Source organism: Halomonas sp. LS-001 (assembly GCF_052983955.1).
In genome coordinates this window covers 52,756-77,431 of sequence record NZ_CM129816.1, presented here as the reverse complement: position 1 = coordinate 77,431, position 24,676 = coordinate 52,756, and the positions used below count along the sequence as shown (strand labels likewise).

Sequence of the window (24,676 nt, the reverse complement as noted above, 5' to 3'; positions counted from 1 at the left end):
CCTCATGCGCTTCGCTGTTGACCAATTTCACGCCATGCTGAGGCGACATCTTCCAGCAGCCTTTCGGCCTGGTTGAGGCTTTCTTCGTCGTTGCGCAAGTTAGCGATCAGCAACAGGCGAGCAATGTAGTCGTAAAGTGACCCCAGGCGCTCGGCAATTTCACCGCCTTTTTCCTGGTCGAGCGCTGCTGACAGGCCATTGTTGATAATATCCAGCGCCTTGGAAATCGACTTGCCCTTCTCGGCGATGTTGCCATCCTGCATATAAATGCGAGCCGCCCGGATGGATGCCTGAGCTCCATCGAAAAGCATCACAATCAGCTTGTGTGGGTCTGCCGCCATCACACCACTTTCTACGCCCACCCGTGCATAGGCACTGGCGCCATGTGTGTAAGTCATCAATACAACTCCTGTTATCTGAATCACTGCCCGACAGGCGACCTCGCCATGTCGGCTTAACGCTGACGGGCAGCGTTGTGCCTCAGTAGATTTTATATCGGCAGGCGTTGCGATGACTTTAACAATGGCGCGCTTTTTTACGGCTTAATCTTGGCATTGATTATCCGCTGGACAAGCGTTCCTCAGGTTGAAACGGCCACTTCACTCACCGGTCGCCCAAGACGCTCGATAACATTCCCCCGGATCAGGGTGCCAAGATTATCGCTGGTAGGAGGCTCGGGATGCTCAGTGACCTGCACTTCTGTGGGGTTACCCCTGGCATCCAGACGCAGCACCCAGGCCAGCTGATCGCTGGAAAAGCGCACCAGCGAACCAATCGGCAGCGCTTTGAAATGCTCGATATAACGCTTCATCCAGCGCGGGTCGAACTGGTGGGGGTGACGCAGCAGATGGCGATAGATCTGCTGGGCCGTGCGTGCCGGACGATCCGCACGGTCACGATGCATCGCCTCAACCACGTCTACAATAGCGCTCGCCTTGGCCAGTTCGTGCAGCTGCTCTCCGTTCACGCCTTTCGGGTAGCCGCTGCCATCCATCCGCTCATTGATCCCACCAATCACGGCGTGAGCAATACTTGCTGAAAGCCAATGGCAGCTCTTTATCCGCAACAGAAGCAGTTCAACATGTTCACTCATTGTGTCGCGGTGTGATGCATCGAACTTTTTGGCCTGAAACAACACCTGTGGCACCAGCGCCTTGCCCAGATCATGCACCATCGCGCTGGCAGCAATAGCCTTGCGGACATCCTGGGGGATGTTATCGCCAACCAGATCCAGCAGATGGATGGCGACGGAAAGCCCATGACGGACCAGCAGTGGCTCGCGCGCCATGCAACGGGTGGCAAACAGCAAAGCTTCACGGTCTTCTTCATGCAGCGCCAGCAAGCGGTCGGCATAGCGCGATAGCTGCCGGGCATCAATATCACTACCGTTTTGCAACAGCAGCATCTGGGAGTCCAGGTAACCCGACACTTTGGCCAGACGACGCGCCATTGGGGTGGCGTAGTGACGCAACTCACGCCGACCAACATGATCATCAGCGGCATAGCGCTTCTTGGGCACTTCAAACAACGGGGACGGCTGCCGGTTTCCCTGGTTTTCTCTTTCATAGCGTGCCGCTTCACGCTCGATTTCACATACGAAGTACCAGACCTGGCGCTCCTGCTCACTGCTACAGCGAGAAAAGCGGAAACCTGCGCGTAACAGCTGCTGGTCGGGCTCGGTTTTCTGATAGCGTGCTTCGCCATAAACCTCAAAATACGTGCCATCAGGAAACTTAAGCGCCATTTTCACCGGTGAACGATCCGCCGCAGCGAGAATACCACTGGCCGACATCGGCAGCTCTACCTGGCATCCCTCCTGGCTCAGGTCGCGCAGCTCGCCATTGACGACCTGATTGTCAGCCCCCAATAAGGTGACCTGCACCTGCATCCCCATACGCAGCTCAGCGCGGAAAGCGTCTCGGCGTTGCAGAACATCCAGGTAACTCGGGTAATGACTACAGCACAGATATCGACCACCAGAGCGACGGACCTCGGTAAGTTCGAGCGAGGGTGTACGCACTAACTTGCCCTGGGACTGCCCATGCAGCGAAAATGACACGCCATCCTGCAGCTGTGGCAACAGATAATCGACCGACGAAAGGTCCATCACCAACGTTTTATCAGCGTGCTGTTCCATCAATATAATGGGGTCCTGACGTGCGCCGGGCACATCCAGGCAAAGCGAAACACCTCCGTTTTCGATCAAACCATTCAGCAACAATTCGATCATCACGGGCCCGGTGACGCGCTCGTAGTCATTCTGATGCGCTTCCATCAACGCCTCTCTTCCCTATTCCTAACGAAATAATGTGTGGCGCAGGCCAGCGCGTTCACCACGGGACGCCAACGGCATGCGCTAATGCGACGCAAAAGCATACCAGAAGCGCTACAAGCCCCGCACATCATTAAGTTTACTTTTTTTAACTTTTTATCACCCGCTCAATCCTTCCGTCAGAAAAGATAAAAACACCTAAAGTTTTTATATGAACTGCCGATCAAGTAAGCATCTCTTTAAAAAACAACGCGGCGACGGCTTTCATTCTGATGTGCGACAGGAATGCTGACGAGCCATGACATGACAGACGTAGTGCATGCTCAGCACGCCTGTCAGCTCAGACAAAAAGAAGGGGGAGAAACCGATGAATTCACCACTCAATGATGCGCTTGCCTCGGTGCAATTTTCAGTACTATCGACACGACCATCGACTCAACAAACCGCTGCGCTGTCTCGCACCTCGGACGCCCGCTTGCAGGCGTCAGCCAATCCTGCGGCATCGATGCAGTCGACTCGGGAAGCTGAGGATAAAAATGGCATCAGCACTGCCGATCTGGCGGAGCCGATTGAGCGCATCAATACGGTCATGAGCCAGCGTGGCCTGGAGTTTGAGATCCGTCAGGAAAGTGAGCGTGTAGTAACGCGGGTTATTGACCGGGAGTCTGGTGACGTTATCCGGCAGATTCCTGCCGAGGAAGTACTCCGCCTCGCTGAGCGTCTTGATGAACTTCAGCAAGGTGGGCTGATCAGCCTAAAAGTCTGAAAGACCGTTCTGAAACGGCGCTATACCTGCATATTCATCACGTCTTTATACGCCGTTACCAAGCGGTTTCTTACCTGCGTGCCCATCTGAAAGGCAACGCTGGATTTTTGCATATCAGCCATGACCTGATTGAGCGACAGATCAGAATCACCTTCCTGAAATGCCATTGCCTGACTGTTCGCACTTTTCTGCAGCTGATTAATCCGCTGAATGGAAGCCTGAAGTTCGCTGCCAAAACTTCCCCGCCCCACATTGGCCGCCATCTGGGTGTCGTTAATGGGAGATTGGCTTGCCTGACTGGCCAAGCTTTGCATTTGCTGTAGCGCAGATTGAATTGCCGGTGAACTCATACGCATGCCTTCAGCGTTAAAAAATGAAATAATGTAAGATACACTAACATCAGGACAACTTACCTCATACGAACAAATACGTATAAAAAGCCAACCTTTTCGTTCCTTTAGGGGTGACAAGCCACCGGATAATGGCGCTCATCATAATTCCGCTCACATTGAAGGCGGATCATCGCGATCGACGGACTTAGCCTATGTTTTTTTTGGTGGTGCGCCCTGGCCGTCATCAGTTTTGCCTATGCTCTCGGAGGAGTAAATGAGCGAGACTGATTCTACGGCAGGCCGTCAGAACAGCACGACACGAACTTCTCAACCTGGCGACACGGAAGCACAAAATGCTTCCGAGTCTGTTTTTGGCCGTGTGAAACAACAGTTCCGTGGCAACCCGCTGGTGGTACTGCTGATTGCAGGTGCTGCCAGTATTGCCATCATTGCTGCGTTGCTGATGTGGGCCAGCAGCCCTGAATACCGGGTGCTTTATAACAACCTGAGTGAAGCTGACGGCGGTCGGATCATTAGCGAACTCGACACGCGTGGCGTGCCTTATCGTTTCAGCAATAACGGGCAAGCGCTTATGGTGCCCAGCGAAAACGTCTATACATTGCGTCTGCAACTGGCAGAGCAAGGGCTTCCACGTGGCGGTGATGTCGGTCTTGAATTGATGCAGAACCAGGCATTCGGGGTCAGCCAGTTTACCGAACAGGTCAACTACCAGCGTGGCCTGGAGGGTGAGCTTGCCCGCTCCATTCGCTCTCTGGGGCCGGTCGAGGATGTTCGTGTTCATCTCTCCATGGCCAAACCCTCCGTGTTTATTCGCGACCAGGAACCCGCCAAGGCCTCCATCGTACTCACACTGCTACCTGGCCGAGTTCTGGGCGAAGGTCAGGTCAGCGCGATTGTGCATATGGTGTCCAGTAGCGTGCCACAGCTGGCAGCAGAGGATGTGTCGGTAGTTAACCAGGACGGTCGGTTACTGTCGGCAGATACTGGCAGCAGCAATGATCTCGATGGCTCTCAGCTTGAATATATTGCTGAAGTGGAACGCTCCTACCAACGGCGCATTGAAAATATTCTGACGCCGATTCTGGGGGACAATAACATCCGCGCCCAGGTGGCAGCGCAGATAGACTTCTCACGTCGTGAAGAAACCACTGAAACCTACGGCCCCAACCAGGCGCCCAACGAAGCCGCCATTCGCAGCCGTCAGGCAAGCTTATCTTTTGATGGCGAAAATCCGCTGGCCACCGGGATTCCCGGCGCGCTCACCAATACCCCACCGGGCGTCGCGCCCTCGCCGATCAATGCGCCGGATGAAGACGCCGACGACGCTGACAATGCCGAAAACGACCCTGATGCTTTGCGCCGTCTGAATCAGGATGACGTGGTTAACTACGAAGTGGATCGCAACGTTTCACACGTTCAGTATCGCCGCGGTGAGATCGAGCGTTTAACCGCTGCCGTCGTCGTCAACTATCGTGAAGAGATGAACGATGAAGGCGAGTGGGTACCTGTCGCTCTCAGCGACGAAGAAGTCGAACAGATTGAGCGTCTGGTACGCCAGGCAATGGGCTTCTCGGTGGCTCGTGGTGATGAGATTGACGTGGTCAACACGCCGTTTGCCCGCACCGATGAAGAAGCCGACGCGCTGGAATGGTGGCAGCGTCCTGAAATCCTGTCCATGGCCGCCAATGCAGGGCGCTACCTGCTGGTTGCCCTTGCCGCCCTGCTGCTTTATCTCTTGATCCTGCGGCCGCTGATCAAGCGCTACACCCAAAGCCCGGTGATGGCAACCGCCATGCCAGGTGGCACGCTGAATACCAGCGTAGGGGATGATGAAAACGAGAGTGAAGAAGACACGACCGAGGGTGAAGACGCCGATAACACCTATCACCGGCCCAAGCGCAAACGTAAAACGTCACTGTACGAACACAACCTTCAGGACCTGCGCGAAATGGCTCAGGAAGACCCCCGCATGGTCGCCATGATTATTCGCGGTTGGATGAACTCACATGAATAGTCCCGTTGTTGAAATGAGTGGCGCACGCAAAAGCGCCATCCTGCTGCTTGCCCTTGATGAAGATAGTGCAGCGGAAGTCTTCCGGTACCTGAATGCCACCGAGGTACAGGAAATCAGTGTGGAAATGACCAAACTGCACCAGATCTCCCATGACGACATGAGAGCCGTACTGGAAGCGTTCCATCAGGAAACCGAGGAGTTTGTGGCGCTGAACCTCAATTCCAGTGAGCATATCCGTTCCGTACTGACCAAAGCGCTGGGTAGTGACCGGGCGACCAGCCTGATTGAGGACATTCTGGAAACCACCGGAGAAAATTCCGGTATCGATGCCCTCAACCTGATGGAAGCGTCCATGGTGTCTGAGCTGATTCGCGACGAGCACCCGCAGATCATCGCCACGATTCTGGTTCATCTGGAGCGCCATCAGGCTGCCGACATTCTTGAGCTGTTTGATGAGAAGCTGCGTAACGACGTGATTCTGCGCGTGGCAACGTTCAGCGGCGTGCAGCCTGCGGCCCTGCAGGAACTCACCGAGGTGCTGACCAGCATGCTCGATGGCCAGAACCTCAAACGCAGCAAGATGGGCGGCGTAAGAACAGCAGCCGAGATCCTCAACCTGATGAACTCGTCTCAGGAAGAAACCGCCATCGAAACCGTGCGCTCGCACAACGAAGACCTGGCGCAGAAAATCATCGACGAGATGTTCCTGTTCGAAAATCTGCTGGACCTCGACAACCGCGCCATCCAGATGGTGCTGCAGGAGGTCGAGAACAACTCCCTGGTGGTGGCACTCAAGGGTGCCGAGGACGTGCTGGTCGACAAATTCCTGCGCAACATGTCCCAGCGGGCTGCCGACCTGGTTCGCGAGGACATGGAAGCCCGTGGCCCCATCCGGGTCTCTCAGGTAGAAGCCGAACAAAAAGCCATTCTGCAGATTGTCCGTCGTCTGGCGGATGCCGGCGAGATAGTACTGGCAGGAGGGGACGACGCTTATGTCTGATTTTCAGGCCTCGGAATTCGATCGCCACCAGAGCTGGCGACGCTGGCAGATGGATGAACTGGCCAAGCCAGCGCATTCGCCTGGCGACGAGCCTGAATCCCCTGCCACGCAGCACCAGCGGCGTGTCGCAGCCGCCCAGAAAGCCGCTGAAGAAGCCCGTCAGCGTGAAGCCAGAGAACGCCAGGCGGCGTTTGAAAAAATTCGTCATCAGGCCCAGCAGGAAGGTTATCAGGAAGGCTTCCAACGCGGTCAGCAGGAAGGTCACGCCCAGGGCCTGGAAGAAGGCAAGCAGGAGGCCAGACAGGCATTTGAAGAGCAGGTTGGCAACACCCTCACGCCGCTTGCTCACCTGGCGCAGCAGTTTGACGACGCACTGGCCCGGCTGGATGACAGCATGGCAGATGACCTGGTGGAGCTGGCGATGTTAACGGGCCGGCAGCTGGCGGGTGACGCCCTGGAAGCTCGCCCGGAAGAAATTTTGCGCCTGGTGCGCCAGTTGCTGCATACCGAACCACCGCTGGTAGGCCAGCAGCGCCTGTGGCTAAACCCGGAAGATCACAGCCTGGTTCAACAGCATCTGGGCGATGAGCTTGATGCCGCGAATTGGACACTGCAGCCCGATGACCAGTTAGCTCGCGGCGGCTGCCGTGTGACCAGTGCCCAGGGCGAGCTCGACGCCACCTTTGAAAGCCGTTGGAAGTCCATCAAGGCGCAGGTTCGCCAGCGCCATCATAAAGTTTCTTCTCACGATGACGACAGCCCGCCTGTGGCGTCATCGGGCAAACCGGCAGAATATCCATGAGTGCGACCACCGCATCACTTCATCAACAACGCTGGCAGAAAGCCCTGCAGCGCACCCAGGCACGGGTGGGGCAACTGCCGCTCTATCGTGCCAGTGGGCGGGTGATTCGCGCCACCGGCATGGTGATTGAAGTGATCGGTTTGAAGGTAGCGGTGGGCAGTGCCTGCCTGATTGAGCTGCCCGGCCGTGACGGGCGGTTAGGCACCAGCGCTCAACACGCAGAAGCCGAAGTGGTGGGCTTTTCCGGCGATAAGCTTTACTTGATGCCGCTGGAGGAAATTTCCGGCCTGATGCCCGGCGCACGTGTTTCCCCCCTCGGCGACAGCGGCGGCCAAAGTGCGCGACGCTTCCCCATGGGAGAGCGCCTTCTCGGACGTGTACTGGATGGCAATGGCAACCCGCTGGATGACCGCGAGAACATTGACGACCTCCCCCGTGCCACATTGAGTTCGGCGCCGCTCAACCCGCTATCGCGCGCTCCCATTGATGAACAGGTTGACGTGGGCATTCGCGCCATCAATGCGCTGTTGAGCGTTGGCCGCGGTCAGCGCATGGGGCTGTTTGCAGGCTCGGGGGTGGGTAAATCGGTATTGCTGGGCATGATGGCTCGCTACACCAGGGCGGATGTCATCGTTGTTGGCCTGATTGGCGAACGTGGCCGCGAGGTGCAGGATTTTATCGACAACATCCTCGGCCCCGAAGGGCGCAAACGCTCGGTCGTGGTCGCCGCACCCGCCGATACCTCTCCGCTACAGCGTCTGCAAGGGGCGGCGTACGCCACGCGTCTGGCAGAAGGCTTTCGTGATGAAGGCCGCAACGTGCTGCTGATCATGGATTCACTTACCCGCTTTGCCATGGCCCAGCGTGAAATCGCGCTGGCCATCGGCGAGCCGCCAGCCACCAAAGGGTACCCGCCTTCCGTATTTGCCAAACTGCCCGGATTGGTCGAACGTGCCGGTAATGCCGAGCGTGGCGGGGGCTCCATTACGGCCTTCTATACGGTACTCACCGAAGGTGATGACCAGCAGGACCCGATTGCCGATGCTGCCCGTGCGATACTTGACGGACACATTGTGTTATCGCGTACCCTGGCAGAATCCGGCCATTACCCTGCGATCGACATTGAGGCCTCCATCAGCCGCGCGATGACAGCCATTACGGATACGCAGCAGCAGCAGCGGGCGCGTAATTTCAAACGTCTTTTCTCACGCTATCAGCGTAATCGCGACCTGATCAGTGTCGGGGCGTATTCCCCCGGCCACGATCCGCAGCTTGATGAAGCCGTCAAACGCTTTCCAGAGCTTGAGCATTTTCTGCAACAAAGTATGAATGAAAAAGCCACCATCAGCGCCTCACGCCAGGCGCTTGACGCGGTTGCCGGATCATCCAGGATGGGAGGACAAGCATGACGTCAAAAAGCACCACATCCCAATTGGATATGTTGGCGCGCCTGGCCAAGGATGCCCGCGACCAGGTGGGGCAGTTACTGGCCAAGGAGCGTCAGACCGAACAGCAGACCCAGGCGCAGCTGCAAGCGCTACACCGTTATCGCAGCGAATACAGCGAGCGTCTCCAGGTCGCCATGCGTAAAGGCATTGATCCGGCCAGCATGTACAACTATCAACAGTTTCTCGCTTCGCTGGATGATGCCCTGGCGCGTGCCAGACAGGCGCTGGCGGAACAGGAACAGCGGGTCAACAAAACTCAGGAGCAGTGGCGACAGGAGCAGCGCAAACTCTCGTCATACGATACGCTGGCATCACGTCGGCAATTAGAAGCGCAGCGGCAAGAGAATCGTCAAGAGCAGAAGACCAACGATGACCTGGTCACCAGCCGCTTGGCCAACCGTCAATCTGACAAGACCCCTTAACGGGTCCGGGAACGTATTATGAACCTTCACGCTATGCTGGCTTTGCAACAAGGTAACGCTGAGCGCGTTCAGCAAGACAATAGCTCACGTCCCCGTCAGAACGGCTTTATGCAGGCGTTTGCCCAGGCGTCTGGCAAATCATCGGTGGGTCTGCCGATGTCAGCCAGCCCGTCACCACAGGCATCCCGGGCACTTCCTCCCGAAAGCGTTGAGCGCCACCTTCAGGAGTTGGGCGTTAGTAAAGCGCAGCTGCAACACGCTGATATGCAGGCGTTGGTCGCCGATATCGTTGAACAGCCAGCCCTCCAGGAGGCGCTCGAAACGCTGACGACCTCGCTAGCCACGCAAGCGGAAAGCGGTCTCGCTAATGCAGATAGCGACAGGCGCTTGAACGAAATCAATGCCAGCGTGCAAGCATTCGCCAACGCCTCTTCTGTAGATGGTGAGCCGAACGCCTTGCAGGACATTGCACAGCGTTTAGCATTAATGGCGATGTTTAGCGAGACCACGACCGCCGCAAGCCAACCCAATGCGCCAGTGGCGCCGCCGCAACCTGACATTGCCACCCCGGTGGCAAGCCCTGGCTGGTCACGGGAGCTTGGCCAGCAGTTAGCGCAACTGGTTCAGGCGGCAGAATCCACCCAGACATCCCCACGGCCTCAGGGTGAGAGCCAGCCAGCCGTTCAGGCTCAGCTGCAGCTTAATCCTGCCGAGCGCGGCCCGCTGACGGTTTCCCTGGTCACGGGTGAGCAGGGCCTGCAGGCGAATTTCGTCTCTGCCGACCCGCAGGTGCGCCAGGCAATTGAGCAGGCTGCGCCTCAGCTGCGTGAGGCCTTGGCCGCTCAGCCCTTGCAAACCCAGCCCCTGACGACACAACCTTCAACGCTTACCAGCATCAAGGTTGAGGCACCGCCCCAGCCAGTAGACGCCAACATCAGCGCGCCGCTGGCAAGCCCTGGCTGGTCACGGGAGCTTGGCCAGCAGCTAGCGCAGCTGGTTCAGGCGGCAGAATCCGCCCAGAGATCTCCACAACCTCAGGGTGAGAGCCAGCCAGCGGTTCAGGCTAAGCTGCAGCTTACCCCTGCCGAGCGCGGCCCGCTGACGGTTTCCCTGGTCACGGGTGAGCAGGGCCTGCAGGCGAATTTCGTCTCTGCCGACCCGCAGGTGCGCCAGGCAATCGAGCAGGCCGCGCCTCAGCTGCAAGAAGCTCTGGCCGCTCAGCCCTTGCAAACACAGTCTACGCCACTGGCTAGCATCAACATTGCGCCTCCGCCCCAGCCAATAGACGCCAGCATCAGCTCGCCGCTGGCAAGCCCTGGCTGGTCACGGGAGCTGGGGCAGCAGCTAGCACAGCTGGTTCAGGCAGCAGGCACGGGCCAAGCATCTCAGGCTCAACAGCCAGCTCAAGTGACAGCTGAGCTGCAGCTTAACCCTGCCGAGCGTGGCCCGCTGACGGTTTCCCTGGTCACGGGTGAGCAGGGCCTGCAGGCGAATTTCGTTTCTGCCGACCCGCAGGTGCGTCAGGCAATCGAGCAGGCCGCGCCTCAGCTGCGAGAAGCTCTGACGACAAAGCCTTCAACGCTTGCCAGCATCAAGGTTGAGGCACCAACCCAGCCAGTAGACGCCAGCATCAGCGCGCCGCTGGCAAGTCCTGGCTGGTCACGGGAGCTGGGGCAACAGCTAGCGCAGCTGGTTCAGGCGGCAGAATCCTCCCCACGGCCTCAGAGTGAGAGCCAGCCAGCGGTTCAGGCTCAGCTGCAGTTAAACCCTACCGAGCGCGGCCCGTTGACGGTTTCCCTGGTCACGGGTGAGCAAGGTCTGCAGGCGAATTTCGTCTCTGCCGACCCGCAGGTGCGCCAGGCAATCGAGCAGGCCGCGCCTCAGCTGCGAGAAGCTCTGACGGCACAGCCTTCAACGCTTGCCAGCATCAAGGTTGAGGCACCGCCCCAGCCAGTAGACGCCAGCATCAGCGCGCCGCTGGCAAGCCCTGGCTGGTCACGGGAACTGAGCCAGCAGCTAGCGCAGCTGGCTCAGGGGGCAGAATCCGCCCAGAGATCTCCACAACCTCAGGGTGAGAGCCAGCCAGCGGTTCAGGCTCAGCTGCAGCTTACCCCTGCCGAGCGCGGCCCGCTGACGGTTTCCCTGACGACGGGTGAGAAAGGCCTGCAGGCGAATTTCGTCTCTGCCGACCCGCAGGTGCGCCAGGCAATCGAACAGGCCGCGCCTCAGCTGCGTGAGGCCTTGGCCGCTCAGCCCACACCGGCCACCATCAAGGTCTCAGCGCCTTCTCAGCCGACAATGGCCAATGACAGCATGCCGCAACGCGCTGAACAGATCATGGCGATGCTTCAGAGCGTCGCCAACGCCCGTCAGGCTCAGCCGTCAGCCTCGGAAAACCGTAACCTGTCATCGGGAGCTTTTACCTGGGACTCGCAAACGCTGATGAATTCAACTCAGCCAACTGTCACACTTGACAGCAGCATGCCGCCCACTCAGGGCAGTCGTGACCTGCTGCTTGCGGCTCTCAATGCACCCAGCGTTGGCGACCGCTCGCGCCAGAATGGCTTTGAATTCTCCTCCGCGCTTACCCAGGGTGTGAATGCTCAGGGATTACCGACTTCCTCCGGCCAGTCTAACAGCGCTATCACTCAGGGCAGTATTCAGGCCCCATTAACAAGCGCTGCCTGGCCGCGTGAGCTGGGTCAGCAGTTAATACCCTTGACGCAGCGCGGCGGCGAGCAGCAGGTCAAACTGAACATTCATCCGGCTGAGCTTGGCCCGCTTTCGGTATCAATCAAAATGGGCGAACAGGGCGCGCAGGCGCATTTTCTGTCCGCCCATGCCCAGGTAAGACAAGTGCTTGAAATGGCCATTCCACAGCTGCGCGAAGCGCTGGCAGAGCAAGGGATTAACCTGGCGGATACCTCCGTTGGCGAACAGCGCCAGCAGGAGGGTGGCGATGCCGCGCTGGCCGGTGGTGGTGGCAATCAAAATGGTGATGATGCGGCGTCAGGTGACAGCGAAGCCCTGACGGATGCCAGTTCACCGCGTCAGACATTAACCCTCGATGGGCGTGTCGATCTTTATGCCTGACGTCATTGTGACGCGGCGGCAACACACTCTCGAACGAACCAGCATTATTAAGCGGAAAGATAAGCTCGCCCTGCGAGCTTGTTCGTTTCATCACAGTTAAGCGTAATCGGCATAATGGTGCCCTGCGCTCGGAGATCACAGGAAAACTAATGGCAGAATCAAGCGGTGGGTCGAAAAAACTGCTCTGGGTAATGATCATGCTGGTACTGCTGTCATCAGGTGGTGCGGCAGCGGCGATTTATATGGTGATGAACCCGTCAGGTAACGGCAATGGTGAAGCAGCCCAACAGGTGGTTGCTCCGCAACGCGAATCACCCATTTTTGTTGAGATTGAACCTTTTACCGTCAATCTTGCTGACGACCGCTCCTCTCGCCTGCTCTATACCGGGATTACCCTGCGTGTTGGCAACGAAGAAAGCAAAGTCATTCTGGAAGAGCATATGCCTCAGGTGCGCAGCCGTCTGATTATGGTGTTATCGGCCATGCAGGCGAACGAACTGACCTCCCCGGAAGGTAAACAGCAGCTCTCCGAACAGATTATCAACCGGTTGAATATGCCGCTGGCCGAGAACCAACCACCGTTGGATCTGCGTGAAGTGCTGTTCACTGAATTCATTGTGCAATAACCTCGGGAACCCGGAGCCGTCATGTCGCAGGACGATCTACTGTCCCAGGAAGAAATCGATGCCCTGTTGAAGGGCGTCAGCGGTGATGATGAGCCATCCGCTTCATCCTCATCGCAAAATGATGAATCGCGTATTCGTCCGTATGATCCATCGACACAGCATCGCGTCATTCGCGAGCGCCTGCATGCGCTGGATTTTATCAACGAACGCTTTGCACGCTATTTCCGCACGGGGCTTTTCAACCTGATCCGGCGCAGCGCCGATATCACCGTGGAGTCAGTGCGCTATCAAAGCTTCAGCGACTTTTCACGCAATGTGCCAGTGCCGACCAACCTGAACATTGTGGCCATGAACCCCTTGCGCGGTTCAGCGCTGGTGGTATTTCCGCCGAATCTGGTGTTCATGGTCGTGGATAACCTGTTTGGCGGTGACGGTCGGTTCGTGACCAAGTCGGATGGGCGGGAGTTCACCAATACCGAGCAGCGCATTATCCAGCGCCTGCTGAATCTGGCGCTGGATGCTTACCAGGAAGCCTGGAAAGTGGTCTATCCACTGGAACTGAGCTTTCTGCGTTCCGAGGTGCAGTCAAAGTTTGCCAACATTACCAATTCGCCCAACGAGATTGTGGTCAATACCAAATTCAATCTCGAAGTAGGCAACCTGAGCAGCCATTTCCAGGTCTGCCTGCCCTACGCCATGATTGAGCCGCTGCGCGACCTGCTGGCGAACCCGATCAACGATAGTAATCACGGTCAGGATGGCACCTGGAACAAGCGCATGGCCAGCGAAATTCAGCACTCAGAAGTTGAGCTGGTAGCAGAGTTTGCCCGGATTCCCAGCCGTATCGGCCAGGTAATGGGGTTGAAAAAGGGCGATGTACTGCCTGTCGACATCCCCAATACCGTCAGTGCCCACGTGGATGGTGTACCGGTGATGGAGTGTCATTTCGGCAGCCAGAACCAGCAGCGCGCGCTGCGCGTTTTGCGCATGATCGACCATGCCGCCATGAATAACGTATCGTCCCACGACTTTTTAACCAAGTCCGCGCGACAGAAAGCCAAGGAACCCAAAGCATGACTGATCCCAACAAGCCTGATGATCAGAACGTCTCTGACGATGATTGGGCGGCCGCCATGTCTGAACAGGAAACAAACGACGACACTGCAGACACAGATGACGCATTCGACCAGCACGCGCCGTCAGACACGGATAGCCAGAATGCATCAGGTATGGACGAAGAAGAAGACCCCTGGGCCGCCGCGATGGCTGAACAGCAGTCTGCAGAAGAAAATGCGCCGGCTGCCGAAGACCCTGCGCCGGAACCTCCCAAGGCAAGGGAAGCCAGCGGTGATGTCTTTCCTCCGCTGAGTCAGTCAACCAGTCATGGCAGTGCACGTGATCTTGAAATGATCATGGATATCCCGGTGAAACTTACCGTCGAGCTGGGGCGCACCAAGCTGACCATCAAACAGCTGCTGGAACTGGCTCAGGGGTCGGTCATTGAGCTGGAAGGTCTGGCAGGTGAGCCAATGGACATTCTGATCAATGGCTACCTGATTGCTCAGGGTGAAGTCGTGGTGATTGAGGATAAGTACGGCATTCGTATTACCGAAATCATCACGCCGTCCGAGCGTATCCACAAACTCAACCGATGAACGACGACGCAGGCGCGGTTTCCGGTTCCGTCGCAGTGGAAAGCGCAGGCAGCAGCGACGCCCTGTTGGGAATGGCCACTCTGGGCAAAACCGCCGCTGCCCTGGCGTTGGTCATCGCGCTGATCCTGGTATGTGCGGCATTGCTCCGGCGTTGGGGAAACCGTCATTCTCGACAGGGTGTTCGCCTGCAAGTGGTGGGCAGTACCGCCGTCGGTAACCGTGAACGGGTGGTGATTGTCGACGTCGAAGGCACCTGGTTGGTGCTTGGCGTTGGCAGTGGTCAGATCAGCAAACTGCATGAGCTGCCAGCGCCACTTGAGCCTGAAGTCGGCTCCGGCACTGCGGCGGAGCCCTTTGCTCAACGCTTTGCACATGCCCTCAAGCGCCAGCACTCTCCTTCAGCGCCCTCTTCTTCTACTAAACCCGACTCCTCATCATGAGCCAACGGATATTGCCCAGCTTTCAGGTACGCCAACAGTTACCTCACGTCACCCCTGCGACACGTCCGTTAGGGATATTTTTGTGCCTGGCGGTGATGTTACTGTGTCTGCCGGATATCAGCGTCGCACAACAGCTACCCGGCATTATCAGCGAGCCGATGGAAGACGGCGGCCAGCAGTGGTCGGTATCTCTCCAGACATTGCTATTCCTCAGCTCGTTGGCATTTCTGCCTGCCATGCTACTGATGATGACCAGCTTTACGCGCATCATTATCGTGCTGAGCTTGCTGCGTACCGCCATGGGGACCCAGGCGACGCCACCCAATCAGGTTCTGCTGGGCATTGCGCTGTTTCTGACTTTTTTCATCATGTCGCCCGTGCTGGATCAGGTCTACCAGACGGCCTGGGTGCCACTTTCAGAAGAGACGATCAACTTTGAAGAGTTCCTGGTGATCGCTCAGCAGCCGTTTCGTGAGTTTATGCTGGCGCAAACCCGCGAGCCGGATGTGGCGCTCTTTGCACGGCTGGCTGACGTTGGACCAATGGAAGGTCCGGAAGATCTGCCCATGCGCGTATTGCTGCCGTCCTTTGTGACCAGCGAACTGAAAACCGCGTTTCAGATCGGCTTTACGATTTTTATTCCGTTTCTGATTATCGACCTTGTCGTTGCCAGTACGCTGATGGCCCTGGGGATGATGATGGTTCCGCCCATCACCATTTCATTGCCCTTCAAACTGATGCTGTTCGTATTGGTGGACGGCTGGCAGTTGATTATTGGCTCACTGGCCGAAAGCTTCTATATGCTTTAGTGCGCCGCTTGCCGGTGCTGGAGTTTTATCATGACACCTGAAATGGTAATGAGCATTGCCTATCAAGGTATGCGGGTAACCCTGCTATTGGGCGGCCCGATACTTCTGGTGGCATTGTTAACGGGTTTGATCATCAGTCTCTTTCAGGCAGCCACTCAGGTGAATGAAATGACCCTGACATTCATCCCCAAGATTCTGGCAGTGTTTACTACCCTGGTTCTGGCAGGCCCGTGGCTTTTACAGGTGATTACCGACTTTACCCGGCGGCTGTTCACTGAAATTCCCAGCATGGTGATGTAATCCCATGGTTGAGGTCACCTTCACCCAGCTGCAGGCCTGGCTTGTGGCTTTTTTCTGGCCATTTGTGCGCATTACCGCGTTTATGGCCGCTTCCCCTATCTGGGGGCACTCAAGTATTCCCAATCAGGCCAAGGTGGGGTTGGCAGCCGTCGTCGCCATAGTGATCGCCCCTTTGCTGCCTGCCATGCCTGATGCGCCGCTGATGTCCTGGGTGAGCGTCGGTATCATTACCGAACAGCTGGTTATTGGTGTCGCGATCGGCATGGTCATGCGCATTATGTTCGCCGTGGTGCAGGCCGCGGGTGATTTTATCGGCCTCAAAATGGGGCTGGCTTTCGCGAGTTTTTTCGATACGGCCAGCGGTACCAACATCATGGTGCTGTCACGCATCCTGTATATGGTCACCTTGCTGATGTTTCTGGCCTTAAACGGCCACCTGATGGTGCTTGAAACCTTGGTCATGAGCTTTCAGACCCTGCCCATTGGCATGAACACACTCAACGCCAGTGCCTTTGAGATGCTGGCCCGTTACGGCGGCACCATCTTTGCCTCGGGTTTATTAATGGCGCTGCCCATTATTGCCCCGCTGCTGGTTATCAGCCTTGGGTTGGGCATTCTCAACCGTTCGGCTCCCCAGCTCACCGTGTTCAATATCGGTTTTCCCACCTCGCTTATCGTCGGCATTATCCTGCTGATGGTCGTCATGACAGACCTGAAACAGTTCTTGGAGCGCCTGTTCAGCGACGCCTTGATGTTCCTCCAGGAACTGATTGAGCTGATGGCACAGGCCAGCTAAGTCATTTTTAAAAATCGAGTAGGAAGGGGAGTTGCCTCCCCTGTCCTCTCACACCACCGGGCATACGGTTCCGTACCACGGCGGTTCATGAAGAACGGTTAAGCCATCTTACCGTATCGAGTACCGAGATCAGCCCTTGATTGTGGAACCACTTTCTCGGCAGGGCCTGATTCATATGCGAGGCACCGGCGTTCCACCACGGACCTCGTCCGTTGCCCGCCGATTTCCAAGCACGGTACGCATCCAGTCCTAGCCCTCGGAGTTTCCGCCGTCGGGTCGTCAGGCGCTTCCATTGCCGCCAGATCAGACCGCGTAAGCGGCGGCGTATCCATTGATCCAGCGCTTCCAAGGGGCGTTTCACATCAACAAGGCTGAAGTAGTTGGCCCATCCTCGTAGGACTGGCCCCAACCCTTCGATTACCCGTTGGATGTGACGCCCCCTCCCACACTTCAGGATCTCGCGGACACGCTGCATTAGGCGCTGCAAGCTGGCTTTGACCAGCGTCAGCTTCGGCCGCTTGTGCCGGGTTAGCGTGTAGCCCAGATAGCCGCGTTTCCATGGTCGATCCACCGTACTTTTCGTGCAATTGACCGTCAGCCGAAGTGAGCTCTCGAGATACTCACTCAAGCTTTCCATGACACGCTCGCCTGCCCGTCGACTTTTGACGTACACCTGGACGTCATCAGCGTAGCGGCAGAAGCGATGGCCGCGGCGTTCCAGCTCCTTGTCCATGTCGTCCAGCAGGATGTTCGCCATGAGTGGGCTGAGTGGCCCACCTTGGGGCGTCCCCAGCCGTCGTGGCATGGGCAAGCCGTCCTGGAGCATGCCCGCTTCCAGATAGCGACGAATCAGGCGCAGAGCGCGTTTGTCGTCCACGCGCCGCGCGACTCGTGCCATCGACACCCGGTGCGCCTTTGTTAGCCACCACCCTACGGTAAGCTCGTTGCATGTTGTCCGGGTCAACGACCCGTTCCATGAGCGAGGCTGACTCCGCTTTCGTCCACGATAGCGACGCCGGGCTCGTCTTGACGCTCACCGGCTGGGACTCGGGGTACTCCCCTGCCCCTCTGGGTGAGTGACGGTATTAGCGTCGGTTTCTGTCTTCATGATCGATCCTCGAGACGTTATCGCCTACTCGCGGTTCTTCATGTTCGGCCCTTGGTGCCGCGGTGAACCGGCACTTACTATGGCCTCTGCTGACATCTGGTGGCCCATCCCGTCGCCTCTCGGCGCCGGTAGCACCGTGGCAGACCACCAGACCTCCCAGGGTAAGACGCGCGACCTTCCCGCTTATGCCTGTCGGATATACGTCATGGCGTTCCGTGCAAGTACTGGGCTTTGGTGATTCGTGCCACCTCACCCCGCCATGCCGCCTCGTATCCGCTTCCTGTTCGTCAGGCCAGCGTTTTGCCTCGGGCTGCCTTCAGATTCCCCCTCGCGAAGGACACCCTTGCCGTCGGCTAGCACTTCCCCTTGCCTGGCGTGCAGGGGACTTTCACCCCCACACCACCCTCAGGAATAGCGCCAGTCAAGGCGCTGCGCGCCATGCCTGGCGCACCATAAAAAACACCGCGGTGGCGGTTTTTTGAGCTCATTTGAAGGGCTCGGGATCCATAACGCGCAGAAGAATTTCACTGATGTCTTCGTAAAGCTCTTTATAGTCAGCGTCATTGAGTACGCGCCCTTCAATTCCAGGCTTATCCGGCGAGTGCGGAGCGGTGAGCAGGTAGTGGTATTCACCCTGGTCTTTCCAAATACGTAACTCTACTACTACTCGGGCCTTCCTAGTTGATCGCTCAGACTCTTCCACGACCACTCCAATATGGGTAGCCATCTCTTTTCCGAACATGGTGCGAGCTTGGAAGGAATTGTCTTCCTCAAAGCTTAGCCCTGACAACCTGCCTTGAGTCACATAGGGTGTCATCGAGCCGTTCATGGGAGCCATTTTACCCCGAACGCCCAGGTGCTCCGCATAGTCCTTGATAATGCGCTGAACCACTTCTTCCAACTGAATGTAATAAGCGTTTTGCGCCTCTCGATGCTGCTTATAGACAGCCTGCAAATCGGCGTATGTAGTCATGCGACCCTCATTGATTTTTAGGAACGCATTCATACTAGCCTCCGTCGAAGTAAATTTATATATAGCGAACCAGCAGCCGCCCACAAAAAACCCCGCGGTGGCGGGGTTACGGTGTTTTATCTATTCGCTTATGGGTATCTATTCGCCTCATCACTGCGCATGCACCTTCTAGCTCAAAGCTAATCTTGTGTGAATGGTTGCTTGTAGCATGGATGGTGTAAATATCAGGGCGCCTGTAGCCTGAGAGCTTTTCCAGTCGAATCGACTTAGGCTGTGGGTCATGCAGTAGCTTTTTCAATGCCGCTTTCGCTTGCTCCCTCACTTCGATGGGCAGCTTCCCCAGCGCTTTGAGAAAAGAGGGGTAGCGTTCAAAGTCGATGGAGGTTATTAGCCTATTCACAAGCTGGCAAATACAGCATCAATCCCGTTTTCAGTGCTTACCGGAACGCTGCCACGGTTCACTGGCCCAACATCCACGTTGTACTCCTCCATGTACCACCGTAAAGACTCTAGCTCTCCATACACGATCTGCAATTCAAGCATTAGAATTTCGTGAGCAATAGCCACCCGGCGATCATTCATAAGTGCTTTAAGTGGTGGCTTTTCAGCGCTCGCTACATGCTGCTCATAAATAGCCTTAAAGTCATCTTGCATGGTAGCAATGGCTTCAAGGGCCTTGTCTGTAAAGGGCTGATCGCTTTTCAGAGTGCGCATCTGCACTCTCATAGAAGTCACTTGGGCTCTAACTTTCCGCACTCGCTCGGCGGAGGCATCTAGCCGACGCTGCTCTGAACGGGAAAATCCCGAGTCTGGGCGCTTTCCAGTGGTCATGAAACGAGCAGATTGAACGACGCCAGTTCGGTGTTTGGTCACAAACCGACTAGCCTCCTTCTCCAGCTTCTTCTCTTCTCTTTCAAGCTCTTCAATCATGATCACTGCGCCCCCTGATTAGCTGCAAAATGCGCGGCTAATGTTTGTATCTTACCATAATCGACCATTTTCACTCAGGCAAGTTCTGCTAATTCGCCAACAGTCACGCTAAATCCATGCAAACTGTTGTTATGAACAGCGTGGATAAATGTAAGTATTGAAGAGACATGTTCGGGCTTACAGAAATGCATGAGCCAACGCAGCCCCTGCCGGAATCACCGCTGCCACACCTACCAGAAGCCCACCCACTGCTAATAACATTCCTGCTCGATCTGCACCTTTCTCAGACATGCAAACTCCCAGGCGTAGCAGCCTGCTTAAATTACAGGGGTTGTAGGCCTTTGCGCTTTGCAGTCAGTCGTGCCTTGCTCTGGTCGTAATCCTCACCGGTTTCGCAAGAGGCCATGAATACTTCCAGCATTGAGTGGCCGTGCTCCTCTTCGTAGGATTTGGGGCCCGCTAATAACACTTCTATACCAATAGCGCTGAGCGCCTTAATCACTCTTCCTGTATTCCGGTGATACGCCGTCCAGTCTGGCTGTATGTCTACACACGGAACTCCCATTAGCTTGGTGATAGCTGATTCCCCAATCGGCGTAGTACAGGTAAACCATCGTGGGGAGAATACGCTGGTTTCGGGGGTCGCCTGCGCTATTCCCTGTTGCTTGCTCGTAATCGTTGATGGGGTCAATAAAGATGGCGGACAGCGTGTCTTGATCTACGCTGTGGCCATCCTGCTCCAATGCCTGGCTGACGAGCGCCAGCAGCTTACCCTTATTGACCATGCTCTGCATGACCGGCTGGCCGTCCGTGAGCCATGCCACCACGCTTTCTTTATTTCTTAGATCCATATGCGCCATTACTCCAAAGAAAGAGGCAGTTGAACACGCTCGCGCCAATAAGCTCGCTCCGATATGAGCACCTGGGACAGCGCTTGCTGGATTAGGCGGTCGGTCACCGTGGGAATACCGAGCTGTCGCGTCCCACCTTTCGGTTTGGGAATCTCGACGGCTCGGATCGGGCTAGGGTGGTACTCTCCAGCCAACAGCTGCTCGCGCAGCGTTGGCCAGTACTGCTTTAGGTGGCCCGCTAACTGATGCACCGTCATGCCGTCGACACCCGGCGCGCCTTTGTTAGCCACCACTTTACGGTAAGCTCGTTGCATGTTGTCCGGGTCAACGACCCGTTCCATGAGCGAGGCTGACTCCGCTTTCGTCCACGATAGCGACGCCGGGCTCGTCTCGACGCTCACCGGCTGTGACTCGGGGTACTGCCCCTGCCCCTCTGGGTGAGTGACGGTATTAGCGTCGGTTTCTGTCTTCATGATCGATCCTCGAGACGTTATCGCCTACTCGCGGTTCTTCATGTTCGGCCCTTGGTGCCGCGGTGAACCGGCACTTACTATGGCCTCTGCTGACATCTAGTGGCCCATCCCGTCGCCTCTCGGCGCCGGTAGCTCCGTGGCAGACCACCAGACCTCCCAGGGTAAGACGCGCGACCTTCCCGCTTATGCCTGTCGGATATACGTCATGGCGTTCCGTGCAAGTACTGGGCTTTGGTGATTCGTGCCACCTCACCCCGCCATGCCGCCTCGTATCCGCTTCCTGTTCGTCAGGCCAGCGTTTTGCCTCGGGCTGCCTTCAGATTCCCCCTCGCGAGAGACACCCTTGCCGTCGGCTAGCACTTCCCCTTGCCGGGCGTGCAGGGGACTTTCACCCCCAAGTCATCCCGAGGCACCACCCTCGGGAACAGCGCCAGTCAAGGCGCTGCACGCCATGCCTGGCGCACACGCAAAAACCCCAGGTCATCGAACTGGGGTTTTTAGTGAGCCACTGCAGCAGAGAGCCGTTGGCGTACGGTCGTGACCGGTTAACGCAGATAATCAAACAGCGTTGAGCCCTTGATATCAACAAACGCCTGCTGAGAGGCCTGCAGGCCAACCTGGCGCAGGCTGTACTCTGAAATGGCCTCAACATAGTTCAGGTCCACAAGGTCAGAGAGCGTCTGTTCGTAATTAAGCATGCGGTTGCTGCCCACCGAATCGACCACATCCAGTTCGTTCAGACGCGCGCCTGCCGAGGCACGTACGGTCAGTACATTATCCAGGCCGTTATCCAGGTCCCGCATGGAGGTGTTCAGGGTGTTACGCAAATCGGCCTTTTGGGCATCGGTTTCCGCTGGCGTTTCGAGTACGCGAATGGCCTCTTCCATGGTGCGGAACAGATTCGGTTCACGCTGTTCACTTCCGGCCTGCGCCACCAGAATCTGGTCGCCTGCTTCGGGCTCACCGCTTAATGTCAGCTCTACGCCCCCAAACGACAGGCTGGCCCCATCGCTATAGGGCGCGTCCGTCAAAGCGCCGTCGCCTTCCGGGTCGTACGCTGTCCAGCTCCCGCCATCAAAACGCTGCACGCTGACCGTTGATTCACCTGCACCATCTTCACCGAAGACTAGCCGGAAGTTATCGCCATAGTCCGCATTGTTGACGTCGGTAACCTGCGGGCCACTGAAGATCACACTGCCATCATTACGAGCAGACGCATTCTGCAGTGGGTTGCCATTGGCATCGGTCTTGATGGCTTCCGCCACATAACCCGCCCCACTGGGTACCGAATTAAAGATCGATTCGCCGTTTTCCGTCACCGGCATCAGGCGTGATGAATCAATCCGCTGCTCACGGATATTGCTATCACCGCGATACTCGATGCTGTCGTCGGCATTTTTGACAAACGGGGGCGCGCCGTCTTCATAACCACCGAACAGATAGCGACCATTGCCGTCAGTGGCGTTGGCCTGGCCAATCATGGTTTCGTAAACACCACGCAGTTCGCTGGCCACTGACTGGCGGTCAGCGTCACTCAAAGTATCACTGGAGGCTTGTACCAACAGCGTCTTGGCGCTGGTAACCGCGTCACTCACGCTATTAAGGATACTTTCTGTCTGAGATAGCGAATTACGCACGCTCACCCGGGCATCTTCGAATTGCTGGGTAACCGCTTTGGATTGATCGACTCGCACCGCGCGAGCGGCGTCCTGAGGATCATCCGAGGGATTGACCACACGACGGCCACTGGCAATCTGCTGACTGACCTTGAGAAAGTCGCTCTGCTGTCGATTAATCGACGCAGAACTCTGCTCAAACATGGTGACGGAACTGATACGCATCATGGCTTAGCTCCTGGGTTAATTGCGAAGGCCGAGAATCGTGTCCATGATCGTCGTTGCCGAATCAATCACTCGCGCATTGGCCTGATAATACTGCTGGTAGCGAATCAGGTTGGCGGCTTCTTCGTCGAGATTCACCCCGGACTCGGACTGCTGTACAGCGCGTAGCTGATCGGTCAGCCCTTGACGGGCATCAAGATTAACCTGGGTAATGTTGGTGCGATTCCCCACATCACTGACAATGCCGCCATAGGCGCTACTGACGGTCGCAATCCCCCCCACAATCGGCTCACTCTGCAGGTCCTGAAGCGCCAACGCATTACGATTATCGCCAGGGCCTGTTGCAATCCAGCTGGCTCTCGGGTCTTCAGGGTTGATCGGCTGACCTGCCGCCAGTTTATCGACATCCTCAATAGCGACATTCATGCCCGCACCACCACGACGCACTGGCTGCGCTTCAAATTTGTCTCCCGCTGCCAGGGTGCCATTGAATTCCATGCTCACGCCGCCAAAGGATAACGTAGTGCCGTTCCAGTTGACGTTTTCTGCTGCTTGACCATTGTCATTGCGCACGACGGTAAAATCCGTGCCGTCATACGTGGCGGTGTAATCCGCAGCACGCAGATCATCCAGATTTTCAGGCTCAAGCTGGATGTTCGCTACTGTGGCGGCGTTATCCTGATAGCTGTAGGCCTGAGGCTGACGAAGGGTGAAAAAGTCTTCGCCCGGGTTGCCGTTCAGGTCCATGCCGTTACGATGCTGCTCGTTGAACGCCGTCGACAGAGAGATGGCCAGCTGTCCGATCTGATTCTGAGTCTTGTCCAGACTTTCCTCACGGAACGTCATCAGCCCACCCAGCTTTCCTCCCTCAATCAGGCCTTCATTAAGCCGGGTTACCTTGCCGCTGCTGTCCTGGTAACCCACGACGGTGCGTTGGGGATCAAGTTCAGAAGGAACTGGCTCAAGCTTCATTGACTGGGTATCGGTCACCAACGGCTGCCCGTTCGGCAAGCTGATGCCGTAGGACTTTCCATCCTGGATATTCAGGCGTATATCCAGAGATTCATTCAGTTCAGACACCAGTTGGTCACGCTGATTGAGCATGCCATTAGGGGCTTCCCCCGTGCGGGCACGCGCCAGGGTGATTTCACGGTTGAGCCCGGCAATCTGCTCAGTGGTGTTATTGATCTTGATGATTTCATCCTTGATCTCGCTATTGACGTTGCTTTGCATGTCCTGCAAGTAACCATCGAACGAACGGAACTGCGCCGTCATCGTCTGGGCAGCACCAATCACCGACTGCCGGGAAGCCGGGTCGGAGGGAGCGCTGGCCAAATCTTCCATCGACGCAAAGAAGTTCTGCATCAAAGGCGCCAGACCCGCATCGCGGTCTGCCAGCAGGTTATCAATCTGACTGATCTGGCCTTCGTAGGCGGCCAACGCACTGGACTGGGTTTTGGCATCATTGAGCTGATCGGCCACAAATCGATTGAACTGGCGCTCAATATTATTGACCTGTACACCACCAGACCCCGCGGGCCCCTCGCCCAGCTGGGCAATTTCGCGGTTATAACCGGGCGTGTAAACATTGCTGATGTTGTTACTGGTCGTATTCAGGGCATTTTGTGCCGCATTCAGGCCACTTAACCCGATCGAAAACATGCTCATGGTCATTTTTCCTTAAGCCGATGGGTAAGTTATCGG

The 24,676-nt window shown here is 56.7% G+C and carries 26 protein-coding genes; 15 read left to right on the top strand and 11 right to left on the bottom strand.

What is annotated here, in order from left to right:
• Positions 1-2: 2 nt before the first annotated feature.
• Both fliS and ACU6TU_RS00365 read right to left on the bottom strand, forming a co-directional pair.
• Positions 3-398: a flagellar export chaperone FliS gene (gene fliS / locus ACU6TU_RS00370; RefSeq protein ID WP_447142626.1), complete on the bottom strand. Its 396-nt coding sequence runs from the start codon at positions 396-398 to the stop codon at positions 3-5.
• Between the two features lie 182 nt (positions 399-580).
• Positions 581-2,275, bottom strand: coding sequence for an HD domain-containing phosphohydrolase (locus ACU6TU_RS00365; RefSeq protein WP_447142625.1), 1,695 nt, complete (start codon positions 2,273-2,275; stop codon positions 581-583).
• 364 nt (positions 2,276-2,639) lie between these two features.
• Between ACU6TU_RS00365 and ACU6TU_RS00360 the strand changes: the two genes are divergently transcribed.
• Complete coding sequence (locus tag ACU6TU_RS00360) at positions 2,640-3,038, top strand: flagellar protein FlaG (RefSeq protein ID WP_447142624.1); 399 nt, start codon at positions 2,640-2,642, stop codon at positions 3,036-3,038.
• A gap of 20 nt (positions 3,039-3,058) precedes the next feature.
• Here ACU6TU_RS00360 and fliE read toward each other — a convergent pair whose 3' ends face one another.
• Complete coding sequence (gene fliE, locus ACU6TU_RS00355) at positions 3,059-3,388, bottom strand: flagellar hook-basal body complex protein FliE (RefSeq protein WP_447142623.1); 330 nt, start codon at positions 3,386-3,388, stop codon at positions 3,059-3,061.
• 256 nt (positions 3,389-3,644) lie between these two features.
• On the opposite strand from fliE, the gene fliF reads away from it, so the two are divergent.
• The 13 genes from fliF to fliR all read left to right on the top strand — a co-directional run bounded on the left by fliF (position 3,645) and on the right by fliR (position 16,796).
• Positions 3,645-5,405 (top strand): flagellar basal-body MS-ring/collar protein FliF, encoded by a 1,761-nt coding sequence (gene fliF / locus ACU6TU_RS00350; RefSeq protein WP_447142622.1) that lies wholly within the window; start codon positions 3,645-3,647, stop codon positions 5,403-5,405.
• Positions 5,398-6,405 (top strand): flagellar motor switch protein FliG, encoded by a 1,008-nt coding sequence (gene fliG / locus ACU6TU_RS00345; RefSeq protein WP_447142621.1) that lies wholly within the window; start codon positions 5,398-5,400, stop codon positions 6,403-6,405. Before fliF ends, fliG begins: the two co-directional genes overlap by 8 nt.
• The gene (gene fliH / locus ACU6TU_RS00340) at positions 6,398-7,207 is read left to right on the top strand and encodes a flagellar assembly protein FliH (protein WP_447142620.1); all 810 of its coding nucleotides are present in this window, start codon (positions 6,398-6,400) and stop codon (positions 7,205-7,207) included. Before fliG ends, fliH begins: the two co-directional genes overlap by 8 nt.
• Positions 7,204-8,616 (top strand): flagellar protein export ATPase FliI, encoded by a 1,413-nt coding sequence (gene fliI, locus ACU6TU_RS00335; protein WP_447142619.1) that lies wholly within the window; start codon positions 7,204-7,206, stop codon positions 8,614-8,616. The genes fliH and fliI overlap by 4 nt, the downstream gene beginning before the upstream one ends.
• Positions 8,613-9,077, top strand: coding sequence for a flagellar export protein FliJ (gene fliJ / locus ACU6TU_RS00330; RefSeq protein WP_447142618.1), 465 nt, complete (start codon positions 8,613-8,615; stop codon positions 9,075-9,077). The genes fliI and fliJ overlap by 4 nt, the downstream gene beginning before the upstream one ends.
• An 18-nt stretch (positions 9,078-9,095) precedes the next feature.
• Positions 9,096-12,170: a flagellar hook-length control protein FliK gene (locus ACU6TU_RS00325; protein ID WP_447142617.1), complete on the top strand. Its 3,075-nt coding sequence runs from the start codon at positions 9,096-9,098 to the stop codon at positions 12,168-12,170.
• A 149-nt stretch (positions 12,171-12,319) separates the two neighbouring features.
• Positions 12,320-12,796, top strand: a complete 477-nt coding sequence (fliL, locus tag ACU6TU_RS00320) for a flagellar basal body-associated protein FliL (protein WP_447142616.1) — start codon at positions 12,320-12,322, stop codon at positions 12,794-12,796.
• Positions 12,797-12,817: 21 nt separating this feature from the next.
• Complete coding sequence (fliM, locus tag ACU6TU_RS00315; protein ID WP_447142615.1) at positions 12,818-13,873, top strand: flagellar motor switch protein FliM; 1,056 nt, start codon at positions 12,818-12,820, stop codon at positions 13,871-13,873.
• On the top strand, positions 13,870-14,451 hold the full coding sequence (gene fliN, locus ACU6TU_RS00310; RefSeq protein ID WP_447142614.1) for a flagellar motor switch protein FliN: 582 nt from the start codon (positions 13,870-13,872) through the stop codon (positions 14,449-14,451). Before fliM ends, fliN begins: the two co-directional genes overlap by 4 nt.
• On the top strand, positions 14,448-14,891 hold the full coding sequence (gene fliO / locus ACU6TU_RS00305; protein WP_447142613.1) for a flagellar biosynthetic protein FliO: 444 nt from the start codon (positions 14,448-14,450) through the stop codon (positions 14,889-14,891). Before fliN ends, fliO begins: the two co-directional genes overlap by 4 nt.
• A gap of 95 nt (positions 14,892-14,986) precedes the next feature.
• Entirely contained in the window at positions 14,987-15,700 is a 714-nt protein-coding gene (gene fliP, locus ACU6TU_RS00300; protein ID WP_447144157.1) for a flagellar type III secretion system pore protein FliP, read from the top strand.
• A gap of 30 nt (positions 15,701-15,730) precedes the next feature.
• Positions 15,731-16,000, top strand: a complete 270-nt coding sequence (fliQ, locus tag ACU6TU_RS00295; protein WP_447142612.1) for a flagellar biosynthesis protein FliQ — start codon at positions 15,731-15,733, stop codon at positions 15,998-16,000.
• A gap of 4 nt (positions 16,001-16,004) precedes the next feature.
• The gene (gene fliR / locus ACU6TU_RS00290) at positions 16,005-16,796 is read left to right on the top strand and encodes a flagellar biosynthetic protein FliR (protein ID WP_447142611.1); all 792 of its coding nucleotides are present in this window, start codon (positions 16,005-16,007) and stop codon (positions 16,794-16,796) included.
• 85 nt (positions 16,797-16,881) lie between these two features.
• On the opposite strand, the gene ACU6TU_RS00285 is transcribed toward fliR, so the two are convergent.
• Positions 16,882-17,694, bottom strand: coding sequence for a group II intron maturase-specific domain-containing protein (locus ACU6TU_RS00285; RefSeq protein WP_447142610.1), 813 nt, complete (start codon positions 17,692-17,694; stop codon positions 16,882-16,884).
• 208 nt (positions 17,695-17,902) lie between these two features.
• Between ACU6TU_RS00285 and ACU6TU_RS00280 the strand changes: the two genes are divergently transcribed.
• Positions 17,903-18,142 (top strand): hypothetical protein, encoded by a 240-nt coding sequence (locus ACU6TU_RS00280; protein WP_447142609.1) that lies wholly within the window; start codon positions 17,903-17,905, stop codon positions 18,140-18,142.
• Positions 18,143-18,257: 115 nt separating this feature from the next.
• Here ACU6TU_RS00280 and ACU6TU_RS00275 read toward each other — a convergent pair whose 3' ends face one another.
• From ACU6TU_RS00275 to flgK, 7 genes are all read right to left on the bottom strand, one after another.
• A complete protein-coding gene (locus ACU6TU_RS00275) occupies positions 18,258-18,392 on the bottom strand; it encodes a hypothetical protein (protein ID WP_447142608.1) in 135 nt (44 codons plus the stop codon).
• The gene (locus ACU6TU_RS00270; RefSeq protein WP_447142607.1) at positions 18,389-18,910 is read right to left on the bottom strand and encodes a hypothetical protein; all 522 of its coding nucleotides are present in this window, start codon (positions 18,908-18,910) and stop codon (positions 18,389-18,391) included. The genes ACU6TU_RS00275 and ACU6TU_RS00270 overlap by 4 nt, the downstream gene beginning before the upstream one ends.
• 363 nt (positions 18,911-19,273) lie before the next feature.
• Entirely contained in the window at positions 19,274-19,807 is a 534-nt protein-coding gene (locus ACU6TU_RS00265; RefSeq protein WP_447142606.1) for a hypothetical protein, read from the bottom strand.
• Between the two features lie 494 nt (positions 19,808-20,301).
• The gene (locus ACU6TU_RS00260; protein WP_447142605.1) at positions 20,302-20,658 is read right to left on the bottom strand and encodes a hypothetical protein; all 357 of its coding nucleotides are present in this window, start codon (positions 20,656-20,658) and stop codon (positions 20,302-20,304) included.
• Positions 20,659-20,666: 8 nt separating this feature from the next.
• Positions 20,667-21,131: a hypothetical protein gene (locus ACU6TU_RS00255; protein ID WP_447142604.1), complete on the bottom strand. Its 465-nt coding sequence runs from the start codon at positions 21,129-21,131 to the stop codon at positions 20,667-20,669.
• Between the two features lie 545 nt (positions 21,132-21,676).
• Positions 21,677-22,972 carry a flagellar hook-associated protein FlgL gene (gene flgL / locus ACU6TU_RS00250; RefSeq protein WP_447144156.1) on the bottom strand — a complete coding sequence of 432 codons (1,296 nt, stop codon included), beginning with the start codon at positions 22,970-22,972 and terminating at the stop codon, positions 21,677-21,679.
• 18 nt (positions 22,973-22,990) lie between these two features.
• A complete protein-coding gene (gene flgK, locus ACU6TU_RS00245) occupies positions 22,991-24,640 on the bottom strand; it encodes a flagellar hook-associated protein FlgK (protein ID WP_447142603.1) in 1,650 nt (549 codons plus the stop codon).
• Positions 24,641-24,676 lie beyond the last annotated feature (36 nt).